12 protein-coding genes are annotated in these 13,390 nt (G+C 55.9%); 7 read left to right on the top strand and 5 right to left on the bottom strand.

Translation table 11 applies throughout. From position 1 onward, the window contains the following. Positions 1-5: 5 nt before the first annotated feature. From NN662_RS07120 to NN662_RS07105, 4 genes are all read right to left on the bottom strand, one after another. Positions 6-812 carry a glycosyltransferase family 2 protein gene (locus NN662_RS07120; RefSeq protein ID WP_410010912.1) on the bottom strand — a complete coding sequence of 269 codons (807 nt, stop codon included), beginning with the start codon at positions 810-812 and terminating at the stop codon, positions 6-8. A gap of 117 nt (positions 813-929) precedes the next feature. Continuing rightward, complete coding sequence (locus NN662_RS07115; protein ID WP_261929598.1) at positions 930-1,841, bottom strand: ATP-grasp fold amidoligase family protein; 912 nt, start codon at positions 1,839-1,841, stop codon at positions 930-932. A gap of 57 nt (positions 1,842-1,898) precedes the next feature. Continuing rightward, entirely contained in the window at positions 1,899-2,615 is a 717-nt protein-coding gene (locus NN662_RS07110) for a putative nucleotide-diphospho-sugar transferase (RefSeq protein ID WP_261929597.1), read from the bottom strand. Positions 2,616-2,980: 365 nt separating this feature from the next. Beyond that, positions 2,981-3,889: a glycosyltransferase family 2 protein gene (locus tag NN662_RS07105; protein ID WP_410010966.1), complete on the bottom strand. Its 909-nt coding sequence runs from the start codon at positions 3,887-3,889 to the stop codon at positions 2,981-2,983. 826 nt (positions 3,890-4,715) lie between these two features. Here NN662_RS07105 and NN662_RS07100 point away from each other — a divergent pair. From NN662_RS07100 to NN662_RS07070, 7 genes are all read left to right on the top strand, one after another. Beyond that, positions 4,716-6,047 (top strand): GMC oxidoreductase, encoded by a 1,332-nt coding sequence (locus tag NN662_RS07100; RefSeq protein WP_261929595.1) that lies wholly within the window; start codon positions 4,716-4,718, stop codon positions 6,045-6,047. A gap of 6 nt (positions 6,048-6,053) precedes the next feature. Next, positions 6,054-7,040, top strand: a complete 987-nt coding sequence (locus NN662_RS07095) for a hypothetical protein (protein ID WP_261929594.1) — start codon at positions 6,054-6,056, stop codon at positions 7,038-7,040. Positions 7,041-7,258: 218 nt separating this feature from the next. Next, on the top strand, positions 7,259-8,233 hold the full coding sequence (gene trxB, locus NN662_RS07090) for a thioredoxin-disulfide reductase (RefSeq protein ID WP_261929593.1): 975 nt from the start codon (positions 7,259-7,261) through the stop codon (positions 8,231-8,233). Positions 8,234-8,250: 17 nt separating this feature from the next. Continuing rightward, a complete protein-coding gene (locus NN662_RS07085) occupies positions 8,251-9,153 on the top strand; it encodes a LysR family transcriptional regulator VtlR (protein ID WP_261929592.1) in 903 nt (300 codons plus the stop codon). Between the two features lie 455 nt (positions 9,154-9,608). Continuing rightward, entirely contained in the window at positions 9,609-9,902 is a 294-nt protein-coding gene (locus NN662_RS07080; protein ID WP_261931891.1) for an ArsR/SmtB family transcription factor, read from the top strand. A 58-nt stretch (positions 9,903-9,960) separates the two neighbouring features. Then, a complete protein-coding gene (locus NN662_RS07075) occupies positions 9,961-11,088 on the top strand; it encodes an alkene reductase (protein ID WP_261929591.1) in 1,128 nt (375 codons plus the stop codon). Between the two features lie 107 nt (positions 11,089-11,195). Continuing rightward, complete coding sequence (locus NN662_RS07070) at positions 11,196-12,302, top strand: calcium:proton antiporter (protein ID WP_261929590.1); 1,107 nt, start codon at positions 11,196-11,198, stop codon at positions 12,300-12,302. Here NN662_RS07070 and NN662_RS07065 read toward each other — a convergent pair. Then, on the bottom strand, positions 12,299-13,306 hold the full coding sequence (locus NN662_RS07065; RefSeq protein ID WP_261929589.1) for an NAD-dependent epimerase/dehydratase family protein: 1,008 nt from the start codon (positions 13,304-13,306) through the stop codon (positions 12,299-12,301). The two genes, NN662_RS07070 and NN662_RS07065, sit on opposite strands and share 4 nt — an antisense overlap. Between the last annotated feature and the right edge of the window lie 84 nt (positions 13,307-13,390).

Here is a 13,390-nt window from a genome sequence, read left to right as displayed (position 1 = left end):
TGCTCCTAATGTCTTTCTGCGTCGTCCGCATTCGGACGCGCCCTCAAAGCATGGCGCTGGTAAATCTTGGCCTGGGTCAGAAAGGCATATACCGCACCGGTCATCGCTTCGATAAAGCCGGAAGCGCCACAGCGCCATAGGCCATTTCTAAAATAGAGGCGAAAAAAATAGAGCGGCGGGCTGAAAACGAGGCTGGCGACATTTGCGCGCCGCCCTTCCAAAACACGCTGATCGGCCTTCAACGTCGAATATTTGTTTTCCTTCAGGATCTGCTCATCGATGATGAGAGGCCGAAAATGCAACAGGCTGCCGGTGGGCGATTTGCGGACCTGGCCGTCCGGCACGATTCCCTCATGCACAGCCTGTGAAAGATCATAGCTGCCCTTGCCCTTGCGGATGAGACGCAGGTTCTTGCGTTCCATGACATTTTCCGGAGTGTATCCATATCCGATAAGATAAGGACGGCGGGCAACGCGCCAACCGACGATGTCCTCGGAAACACCGACGAGCTCAGGAAGGCGTTTCAACAAGGCGGCATCCACGCGCTCGTCGGCATCTATATTGAAGCACCAGGGTTGGGCACACTGCTCCAGCGCAAATTGTTTCTGGCCTGCATATCCCCGCCACGGTTCGTACAGGAACCGGATCGGCCAGCCTTTGGCTATGTACCCCTCAACCAGGGTCTTGGTGCCATCGGACGAACCTGAATCGACGATGACAATCTCGGCGAAGCCCACGAGGCTTTCGATGCACTTGCCGAGGTATGCTTCCTCATTCAGGCAAATGATGTAAGCGGATATCGGCAAAAGCATCGACAACACAATCCTGACGGAACCAGAGCCTCACGTCCTCCCCGCCCTCCGTGGTCAGCGGGCTGCGACTGCCAGAGAGACTTTTGCCACCTCAAACCAATCACGTCCTGGCCCGGATCAAATATCCGCAGAGGTGTTGTCACCAAAGATCAGCCTGCTGACCTCGAACTCGGCGTCGCGCGGCTCGAACGTTCCGAAGGCACCCTGGTGGCAATGCGTCATCTCACCGACAAGGAGAGTTTCATCATTGCTGTAGAGGTCGATCCTCACGAAATCAAATGCTGATGCAAGCTTTTCCGCCACATCAATCATATTATCCAGGTTCGGCGGCTTCTGTTTCAGAAAATCCGGACGTGGATGATGGAGCTCAAACGGCAACTCCTGCCAGTCGGCCGTGAACAGGCTCCGCCGGTGATCGGAGTAGCGATCAAAATCACACTCGATCATTTTGACGCGGCCATTATAGCAGAACAGCTTTATGTCCTCGATGTTATCAGAATCAAAAGCGAGGGACTCAACGATGACCTTGGGCTTAAGATATTTGTAGTTCCATTCCCGGCCTCTCGCATAATAGTCGAGCTTGAACCACTTGCGAATCCTCAGACGGTCGATTTCCTCGCCGTCTCTTCGGATAATCACTTCTCCCGAAGCATGGGTCGGCTTGATGACGCATCGCCGGGGAAACTCGAAATCGTCGACGTCCTCAGGTCGACGAATGACCGCCAGTGTGGGCACGTTATACCCGGGACCCAGCACGGATTCGACATAGAGCTTCACAAGTTCCTTGTCGGTGGTGAAGGTTCGCTCCGGTCGCATGATTTCATCGGAAAACCGTATCTGGAAAAGGCGATCATTGAAAAGGTTCGGGTCTGCGGGAACACGACCATGGTGTCTCTGAAATTGCCTCAAACCGACAAGAAAATCGCCGAGCGCCGAATGCCCAGACGACACTCTCAAGATGTTGAGAAGCGGCTTGCTCCATGAAAATCTACTCAACCGAAGAATGCGGGACTGCCAAGTATCTTTCACGTACATTTATCTCACGACGCAGCAGAACAACCCGATAAAAATTACCATTTCCGCCAATCAGAATACCTTCATCGGCCTGTATTTGCGCAACAGCCTTTTAAGCGGCGTCATACGATCCAGTCCATGCCAGTGATATATGCGCGGTTTCAGCAGCATGGCGTCCTTCGGCCCCTTCTGCCGCTTGACCATCTTGTCCCTGATCCGGAGATTGCGGACATTGAATTCCGGTGGCAGCGAATGGATGCGGAGATCGCTTTCCCACAATGCGATGCGAAAGGACGCCTGATCCTGCCCCTTGCTCTTTTCCATGTGCTCGTAGAACCGTGAGGCCCAGAGGGCGAAGAACTCCGTCACAGCCGGGTTGTTCCTGAAGAAGATGACGCCCGAATTGAACTCCGGGAAGACATAGGGAATATCTCTATAGCTTTCGATGACGCTCGCCCAGCGGCTCGATTTTCGCGAGAAGTCCTGCGCGCAGGCGATGTCAAATCGATCTAGAATACTGAGATCATCGTCTATATTTTCGAGAATTTCGGTGTCGTTGTCGAGGTATATTGTATAATCATAGGGACTTTGACTGATGTAGTCGACTTTTGCCCTCTTGTGACTTGGGTTTATCAAGATAAGATCATCGATATTGCGGTCATCAACCTTTGCATCAGCAAAAAGAGTGACTGAGAGATTATTATGCCGCTTCAAGGACGCCGCTGAATGAAGCGCCTCGCGAATATGCTGCTCTCCAAATGCGATGTATATTGCACCGCGCGATGACATCCGACTTCACCCAATTCTGGTTAACATTTATACGTGCATTATCCGGGCAACAACCCAAGCATTGCCCAATCAAAAATCAACACCCTTCACCGCGGTTCGGTAAAGGCAATATTCTTCCGGAATGCAATAACGGGCTGTCTGATGGTTGGTAGTGGCGCTCGAGACGGACGGCTTGCATGGGAAAAGCGAGTACCATCAAGGGTACGTCACTGCAACGCCAAGTCGCGTATGCCCCAAATTTGGTCGGATATAATGGGCGATACACGCGCAAGCGGAATACCGGCAAATAGGGCGAATTTATTCGAAGCTGATCCACAGGCAACCCATGGAAACTGCCTGCATACATCGCGGAGAAACCGACTGGATCATTGCATGAAGCCGAGACTCGCCAATTGATCGACCCCCTCGAAGCGACGTGACACATCGTCATGAAAAGTGACGTACGTTTCACTTTCGACCTGTTCCAACATCTCGCGGTATGCCGCGGCATTCCCGAAATGCTGTTCGTCCTGCACCGTTTCCTGGATCTGCCGACGATAATCGGAAAAGAACTTAAAATGGAGAAGAACGCCGCGAATAGGAATGAAGTTTCGAACGAACGGCGCGGGGCTATGGATACTGGTTACAAGGCTGCAAGACTCATCCCAATAGACCAGCGGGTACTTCATGAGCTCGACTGCCGTACCGAATTTCCGGTGACGCAATCCTCCACGCAGATGAAGACCTCGTTTGCCGAGAGACAAACGATAGCCTTCCGCATCGAAATGATCAGCCACTTCCCATGGCATGCGCTCCGACGTCCCGTCGAAAGTCGCTCCCGACATGTTGCCAGCCGGGAACATGTCGAGCATGGGCGCAGCAAGCCTCCACTCGCCATTGCTTTCCAGCCTGGCTGCAAGCTCCTTCAGCGAAAGCGTTCCACAGTCCCGGAAGAGGAGATATTCGTCTGAATCAACATTGACGTACCACCGCCCTTTTCCATAGGTCGCGAACAGCTGCATCCGCCACAAACGGCCCCGTCGTGCTTCCTTGTATCGGACGGGGGAAGTCCAGAGATCGACATCCGGTTGATCTGCCAGAAACTCCGACGTGCCGTCGGAAGACTGATCATCGACACATATGAAGCGCGTCACGCCCAATGTGCGATAATGCGCGAGGAATGACGGAAGGTACCTTCGATCGTTGCGCGTCAGAAATATCAGCGGCATGTCGGATGCCGAAAGCTTGGAAGGCCCCCCTTTCCGTTCGCAACGCATCTCAATGTCGAGTGCCATCCGCTTTTCGCGACGACGAATGCGCCGTGTCTCCAGGCGCGCGAAAAGCAATTGCAGGAACGATGAACTGGCAACTTTGGTCTCGTCGCGGGGCGATCCAAAGGGGTATTGTATGGCCTTGGTCATTAGAGAAATCGAATTAACAGATGCGGCGAGATTTCACAACAAGCACATGGTTGAAACGAAATTCAATCCCCCTTCCCTGTTGGTAACCCATACCCACCCCTGATTAAATTCGGCAAGCATTCATAAATGAAGGTGGATATTTGGTCGGCTTTGCCTCAGGGTGCTGGCGCCGGTCGCCTATGATGTTCCGTCCCGTTGAAGGGCCTTGAAAGGAAATGCCATGACCGTGCGTGATACCAAGGCCTTGATTATCGGGTCCGGATCGGCAGGCTATACGGCGGCAATCTATGCTGCGCGCACCAAACGCCGCGGCTGATGATCCAGCAGGCCGAGCCTTTGGGCGCCGAATTTGTATATGAACACATTTCTGCATTCGCGAATGATGTGGTCATATCATCGCGACGACGATCGACATTATTTTTCTAGCGTTATAATCGCGTCCATTATTTTCGGACCGCTTATGATAAACAAACTTTAATTTCCAGCAGCTCGCGACCTCGCTTCAAATACCCCTTTCCCAACGCAAATACATCGGAGTGATTTCACTCGACAGAAATACTGTCTAAAATGAACATTTATGGAAACAGTGGATTAATTTCTCAGCACCCGCACACTTCCAGACATGCTCTGTAAAGTAAACCGCCAAAACTGACAAAATATCTGATTGTTCGAAACAAATAAGGGCGCAAGGAGTAAATTGATGTATGATTTGGCGATTTACGGTTCCGGATTCGCCGCTTACGCCGCCGCCCAGGCTGCAGTCCGACGCGGATTAAAGGTTGCGGTTATCGACAAGGGTGGGCGAGACAGCCTGAAGCAGTCCCTCGAAATGTCTCAAGTTTCTGGAAATTGGGAGCCCATTCGCTCGGGTGGTTTTGACTTCGGGGCGGCGGACTTAAAGAAATTCTCGCATTCGCCTCGTTTCGTCGGCTTGGGCGGAACTTCCGCAATGTGGTCGGGAAAGTGGCGACCGCTTGATGCGATTGACTTTGATAGAGAAATTAGCGGCCGCAAATGGCCAATTTCCTATCAAGACATGCGACAGAACTATCAGGTGGTCGAGAAATTGTTCGGCTTCTCAACCTTCACAGAGCCACAGCTGCTGGAAAGCTTCAAAGAATTGCAATCTTGTGGCATCAGAGTAGTCCCGTTTGCCCAAGAACATGAAGTCACACGTCTGAAACAGCGCTGGATAGACTTACAGGCGACCTCCAAGGTGTCGCTTTATGAGGGTGCCACCTCAATTGAATTTCTAGCGGACAAAGGTTCTGTCAGGAGCGCGCGCATTCGCCATGACACCTCGAACCCACTGGAGGTTTCCGCACATAATCACCTTATAGCAGCAGGATGCATTGGCTCGACAGAGCTCATCTCCGCCTTAATATCAAAAGCGCCATGTTCAAAAAATACCAAATACACAGGATACATGGATCATCCGAAAGGTCCGATTGGAAAGCTCATACCGCGCAAAAACCTAGATTGTCTCGACGCAATACTGAGTCCAACTCACCCGTATATCCGGTTTGCGCTGGCCTTGCCGGAAGAGGAACTCCTGAAAACAGGGCTGCCAAATTCAACTATATTTCTTTGGGGCCAATCTGGCTATGGCGCAAAATTGGCACACTGGTACAACCGACGTAGCGTTTCGCTGATTGTTAATGTTGATCAATTCCCGGAAGCTGACAATCGCTTGGAGGTGGAACCCTTCACGCGCGCCAACTGGCGGATCAACGGAAATACGAGGCGTATGCTTGACCGCTTCCTCGACCTCTTCATCCCCCGAATTGAGATGGCATTCGGACGCGTCGAAAGATTGGCCTGGGTACCGCTTCGCGCATCCAGCCACCCGGCCGGCACGACCCCCCTTTCAAAATTCCCGAAGGAGGATTGGGAGCTCACCGCTGAGGGCCGCGTATCAAAGTTTGAAAATATATTCTGCGCTTCGTCTTCCGCATTCCCGGTTTGCGGTTCGGCCAATCCAACGATGACCGTCGCTGCACTGGGTAATCACATCGTACACCGCTTATTGTGACTCATCATGGAAAAAATAGACAAGAAATTTTTGATTATTGGCGCCGGCTGGCGAGTTAAGGAGTTCATAATACCAGCACTTAAGTGCTGCTCTATAGAGCCAAAAAATATCTGTATATTGCGCAAGTCAACTCCTGAATATTCTGGAATACTCAGCGACATAGAACAATTAAACAGCTCTTCTGAGCTGAAAGAGAATTATGAACTTATTTTGAATTGCGCGCCAGCGGAAATAATGCTTGACCTTCAGACTTCAGCTCTAGAAATGTATCCAAACGCCATCAATTTTTGTGACACGCCAGTTATCTCATCTTTATTTCAATATACGAAGGCCAGAAGGTTATCGCGTAAATTTCAGATGTTTTCTCTTGAAGACTGGCCATACATGCCAAACCTGCAACCGCTGGAGAATTTCGCGAAGGTTTCAAAAAAAGCTATGCACTTTAAGTTCATGCATTTTGGCGTAGCAACTCACTTTTTGTCTGCGACAAGAAAACTGATGCAACACAGAATCGAAGACAGAAAGTTTCGGATCAAGCGTTCGAAAACGGCGTTACAATTGGAAACCGTCAACGGCAATGAACTTTCATTTGCTCACATTCTCCCCAAAGATCCAACTAAGAGCAAAATCTCTGCTTGGGATGGTGAGAATCTCCTGGAGGACTTTTTCGAACTGACAACGGATAGCAATGCCAACTTAGCGACTACGGATGGGGAAACGATATGGAGAAGGGCTCAATCCGATAAGGTACTGTATTTCCATGGAAACAAATGCTTTTTTGAGGCCCCGATTACATCTGACATTTATCAAAGCTTGTGTAAAATGAACGACAGAATGAGCGTTCACCAGCTTGATAAGATCATGGGACTGACAAGAATCATTGGTTCAGCACTCACCGGTGACGTCGAAGGCTATTCTTATCTTGCGTCGGCAGGCGATGCGACAATAGACAAGCTTAGCCGCAGGCTGCGCCGTTTCAACATCAATCTTTAGCAAGATACTACCCGAAGAACTTTTTCAAATTGTCAAATCGCAATCACTACGCCTCGATTGTGACACCCCTTCCCTGTTGGTAACCCATACCCCGCCCTTGAATAAACACGGCAAGCATTCATAAATGAAGCTGGATATTTGGTCGGATTTGCCTCCGGGTGCTGGCGCCTGTCGTTTATGATGCGCCGCTCCGTTGAAGGGTGTTGAAAGGAAATGCCATGACCGTGCGTCATACCAAGGTCTTGATTATCGGGTCCGGCCCGGCCGGCTATACGGCGGCGGTCTATGCCGCGCGTGCCATGCTGTCGCCGGTGCTGATCGCCGGCATGGAACAGGGCGGCCAGCTGATGATCACCACGGACGTCGAAAACTATCCGGGCTTTGCCGATCCGGTCCAGGGTCCGTGGCTGATGGACCAGATGCGCCAGCAGGCCGAGCATGTCGGCGCCGAGCTCGTGTCCGACATCGTCACCGAGGTCGACCTTACCCATCGTCCGTTCACCGCCAAGACCGATTCCGGTACCGTGTGGACCGCAGACACGCTGATCATCGCCACCGGTGCGAAGGCCAAGTGGCTCGGCATCGAGAGCGAGCAGACCTTCCAGGGCGGCGGCGTTTCGGCCTGCGCCACCTGCGACGGCTTCTTCTACCGTAACCGCGACGTCATCGTCGTCGGCGGTGGCAACTCCGCCGTCGAAGAGGCGCTCTATCTGTCGAACATCGCCAAGTCGGTCACCGTCGTGCACCGCCGCGACGCCTTCCGCTCGGAAAAGATCCTGCAGGAACGCCTGTTTGCCAAGGAAAACGTCAAGGTCATCTGGGACTCGACGCTGGACGAGATCACCGGCGTGAAGAACAAGGGCCCGTTGCCGCCGACCGTGACCGGCGCAAGGCTGAAGAACGTCAAGACCGGCGAGATCACCGAGGTTGCCACCGACGGCGTCTTCGTCGCGATCGGCCACGCCCCGGCGACTGAGCTCTTCAAGGGCAAGCTGAAGCTGAAATCCAACGGCTATCTGTGGACGGCCCCGGATTCGACGGCGACCGACATCGACGGCGTGTTCGCCGCCGGCGACGTGACGGACGACATCTACCGCCAGGCGGTCACGGCAGCCGGCATGGGCTGCATGGCGGCCCTCGAGGCAGAACGCTATCTCGCCGGCCATCAGCCGGTGGCGATCGCAGCAGAATAACGGAGGCGTAGAGCCAGGTGGGTGTACCTCTCGATTGGGACAAGCTGCGAATTTTCCACGCAGCCGCCGAAGCCGGATCTTTCACCCATGCGGCCGACAAGCTGCACCTTTCGCAATCCGCCATCAGCCGTCAGGTCAGCGCGCTGGAAATGGAAGTCGGCGTCAAGCTCTTTCATCGCCATGCGCGCGGACTGATCCTGACCGAACAGGGCGAACTTCTTTATCGCACCGCCAACGAGGTCTTGCTGAAGCTCGAGACTGCCCGCGCCCAGTTGACGGAGACCAACGAGAAGCCGAGCGGCAAGCTTCGGGTGACGACGACCGTCGGCCTCGGCCAGGGCTGGCTCACCGACAAGGTCCAGGAGTTCCTGCAGCTTTATCCGGACATGCAGGTCCAGTTGATTCTCGACAATGAGGAGCTGGACGTGAACATGCGCCAGGCCGACTGCGCCATTCGCCTGCGCCAGCCGCAGCAATCGGATCTCATCCAGCGCAAGCTGTTCACCGTGCACATGCACGTCTATGCCGCGCCGTCCTACATCAACAAGCACGGCGAACCGCGCAGCATCGAAGAACTCGACAATCACCGCGTCATCACCTTCGGCGAACCGGCACCGAACTATCTCCTGAACGTCAACTGGCTGGAAATCGCCGGGCGCTCGCCCGACAATCCGCGCCTCCCCCATCTGCAGATCAACAGCCTGACGTCGATCAAGCGCGCCTGCCTGCTAGGAATCGGCATTGCCATGCTGCCGGACTACATCGCCGGCCGCGATCCGGGCCTCATTCAGCTCGTGACCAGCGCAGACGTTCCCTCCTTCGATACCTATTTCTGCTATCCGGACGAGATGAAGAACGCCGCCAAGCTGAAGGCTTTCCGCGATTTCATCGTCGCCAAGGCGCGCAACTGGAATTTCTGATCCTTTTTTCACAGGCCGGAATGCGGCAATCTTGTGAACCGTTGCGCAGAGCGTGTTTGGCCATCCGACATCAAGCGTTTGATTTGCAAACGCTTTTCCGTGGCGTCAGGCCCTGGCATATGGAGGTTATCGGATGTTTCAAGGGCTAGAAATTGTTAGCGATGCAACGACTGCATGGCTGTCATGCACAAATATTGGTTGAAGGCTGCACAAAAAAGCACCATATCGCACACAGCTGATGCACACGGCGGTCTTTTTCCTCCCAGTACCGCCGCACCAGCTGTTCCCCTCTGGAGGTTTTTTGACCTTCTAACTTATAAAGGGCCCTGGTTTTCCGGTGGCCCTCTTTTTTTGCCTTCTCGCCAGCCCCTCACTTATTTTTCGCACTCGATCTTGAAACATCGATCTTCGACGATACCTATATCGATGTATCGCGATATACAGAAATGAGCACGATGGACAGGGACGAAATCTTCAAGGCGCTTTCCAGCCCGGTTCGCCGGCAGATTCTCGAATGGCTGAAGGATCCGCAGGCGCATTTCGGCGGCAAGGGTCATGTATCCGACTTTGGCGTTTGCGCCGGCGGCTTCGAATGCTGCGGCCTGTCGCAATCCACGGTCTCCGCCCATCTCGCAACCCTGCAGCGCGCCGGTCTCATTGAAGCCGAGAAGGTCGGACAATGGATCTACTATCGCCGGAACGAAACCCTCATCGAGGCGTTCAGGTCAGAGGTTGCCTCCAGCCTGTGACCGGCCGACGCGCCGCTTCCCCCTTCCCTCCCCAAACAAGACATCAAAAGGACTTCCAATGACCAAGCTGTTCGAACCCTTCAAGCTCGGAGACATCAAGCTGAAGAACCGCGTCGTCATGGCGCCGCTGACCCGCAACCGCTCGCCGAACGCCATTCCCGGCCCCCATGCGGTCGAATATTACCGCCAGCGCGCCGGCGCCGGCCTGCTGATCACCGAAGGCACCGCCATCACCCACCAAGGCCAGGGCTATGCGGACGTTCCGGGCCTCTACAAGGCCGAGGCCATTGAAGCCTGGAAGAAGGTGACGGACGCGGTTCACAAGGCCGGCGGCCACATCTTCACGCAGATCTGGCATGTCGGTCGCGTCTCGCACACCTCGCTGCAGCCGAATGGTGATGCGCCGGTCGCGCCGTCGGCAGTCACCGCCAAGTCTAAGACCTACGTCATCAATGCCGACGGTTCCGGTGGCTTCGTTGAGACCTCCGAACCCCGCGCACTGACGCTGGAGGAAATCAAGACCACGGTCCAGGATTACGCCCATGCCGCCAAGGCCGCGATCGAAGCCGGCTTCGACGGTGTCGAAATTCATGGCGCCAACGGTTACCTGATCGGCCAGTTCCTGAAGAGCGGCGCCAACAAGCGCATCGATGAATATGGCGGCCCGATCGAAAACCGCGCCCGCTTCCTCGTCGAGGTCGTGGAAGCCGTTGTGGCTGCTGTCGGCGGTGCCCGCACCGGCCTGCGCCTGTCGCCGGTCACCCCGGCCAATGACATCTCCGACGACGATCCGCAGGCGCTCTATGATTATGTCGCGAAGGCGATTGCCGCGCATCCGCTGGCCTATGTCCATGTGATCGAAGGCGCGACCGGCGGCGACCGGGACTTCACCCAGGGTCCGAAGCCGTTCGACTATGCCGCGTTCAAGAACGCCTACCGGCAGGCCGGTGGCAAGGCTGCCTGGATGGTCAACAACGGCTACACCCGTGACCTCGCGATCGATGCCGTCGACAGCGACCGCGCCGATCTCGTCGCCTTCGGCAAGCTCTACATCGCCAATCCGGATCTGGCCGAGCGGCTTGAGAAGAACGCCCCGCTCAACACACCCGACCAGCAGACCTTCTATGGCGGCGGCGCCAAGGGCTACATCGACTATCCGTCGCTGAATGAAAGCAACGCGGCCTGATCAAAGGCGGGGGCAGAGCGGCAAAATCGCGCTCTGCCCCTCCTCATTGTCACCATCATGCCCTAAGCTTCTCAAGGGACAGGACAATCACGCGAGAAGGGGCAGGCATGGCCGGCAGACTGAAACAGGAACTGGCGTTTGGCATCGCGCTGATCGCGGCTTTGGCCGCCTATTTCCTCGAACACTCCGGCACGCATCTTTCCCAGACCGTCAACCTGATCGCCGCAGCGGTGCTGATCGCCGCCATTGTCGGCGTGTCCATCCGCGTGGCCCACCATGCCGAGGCGATCGCCGCCAAGGTCGGCGATCCTTACGGCACGATGATCCTGACTTTGTCGGCGGTGGTCGTCGAAGTGGTGATCCTCGCCATCATGATGAGCGCGGAAAGCTCGCCGACACTGGCCCGCGACACCATCTATTCGGCGGTCATGCTGGATATCAACGGCATACTCGGCCTCGCCGCCCTGCTCGGCGGACTGAAGCACGGGGAGCAGGCCTACAATGACGATTCCGGCAAGACCTATTCGGTAATGATCCTGACGGCCATGGGGATCTCCATGGTGGTCCCGGAGTTCGTGCCGCAGGCAAAGTGGCATCTCTATTCCGGCTTTACGATCGTCGCCATGCTGTCGCTCTACGCGCTGTTCCTGCGCATGCAGGTCGACCAGCACAGCTATTTCTTCAGCTACCACTACCCCCGCAACACCCGAAAGGCGGAGGCGGCAGCGGTTGCGGCGGAAGGCGACCACGACGAGGACGCGCCGATGAGCGTCTCGATCGCATTCCTGATCGCCGGCGTGTGCGTCATCGGCTTACTGGCGGAGCTGATGTCCGGCTTCATGACGGAGGGCCTCAAGGGCACCGGCACGCCGCCAGCCGTCGCCGCCATCATCGTGGCGGGCATCTCGGCGGCGCCGGAAATCCTGACCGCCCTCAGGGCGGCGCTCGCCAACCGCATGCAATCGGTCATCAACATCGCGCTCGGCGCCTCGTTGTCGACAGTCATCCTCACCGTACCGGTGATGGAAGCGCTCGCCCTTTTCCAGGGCGAGCCGATCGTGATGGCCATGACCTCGACACAGACGGTGATGGTGACGATCACGCTGATCGCATCGGCCATCAATCTTTCCGACGGCGAAACCAACGCGATCGAAGGCATGACCCATTTCGTGCTGTTCGCCACCTTCCTGATGCTGTCCGCGATCGGCCTTTAGGCGACAGCCAGCGTGCCGCTCCGGTGGTCACCGAGCGCTTCGGGCAGGCAACCGAACGCATCAAGGGTGGCGCGCACCGCCTCGTCGATCGGCGTACGCGGCTCTTCCCCGATCGCCGCCGTCAGCTTGCTGTTGGTCAGGTGCAACGGCTCCTGCCAGAGATAGCGCATCTCGAGAATCTCCCGGAAAAGCCGGACGAAGGGGGAGGCAACATAGGCGAGCGGCCACGGGAAGCGTCGGACGCGGATATCCGGCTTTCCGACCACACGTCCGATTGCGTTTGCCATCTGCATGCCGTCATGGTCCCAGAACCCTTCGAAGTGATAGTCGGCATAGGCCGGCAGGCTCGACGAGCGCTCCACCAGCCGCATCATGGTTTCCGCCAGATCGGGCAGATAGGCCCATTGATGGCCAACGCCTTTTCGACCCGGATTGACGACCGCCTTCACCGGCTTGCCGGGCGTCACCAGTTGCGAAAACCAGTTGTTGGCGGCACCGGGACCGAAGAAATCCCCGGCCCTGACCATGATGACCTGTGTGCCATTGGCGGCTGCCTGGCGCAGGCGCTTCTCGAACGCAACGCGGATCTTCCCCTTTCGCGTCTCCGGGTTCTGGGGGCTGTCCTCGACCGGGTTGGGGCGCGCGTCAGGCCCGAAATTGTAGACCGTTCCCGGCACCAGCAGCCGTGCACCATGGCGGGAAGCCGCCGCGATCGAATTGTCGAGCATCGGCAGCACCAGCTTTTCCCAGTCGCGATAGCCGGGCGGATTGACCGCATGCACGATGAGATCGACGCCGCTGGCTGCCGCCGAAACATCCGCCGCGACCAGCGCGTCACCTTGCCGCCACTCGAATTCCGGATGCCGGCCTTGCAGGGCCGCCGAGTTCCGGTTCAGGGCGCGGACCGTCCAGCCTCTTGCCTTCAGCACATGGGCGACTGCGCCGCCAATGCCTCCGGTTGCGCCCAGGATAAGGGCAACAGGTAACTTCAAATCGTTCGACATCGATAATCTCCACTGTTGGGTTTGTGTGGCGCAATCATCGGCGATCTTCCAAAAATTCGGAATTGTATAAATTGGTTGCCCTGC

The organism is Rhizobium sp. NRK18 (genome assembly GCF_024385575.1).
Taxonomy (GTDB): domain Bacteria; phylum Pseudomonadota; class Alphaproteobacteria; order Rhizobiales; family Rhizobiaceae; genus JANFMV01.
Note: the sequence above shows the minus strand (reverse complement) of the source record. Positions and strands in the feature narration are given on the sequence as shown.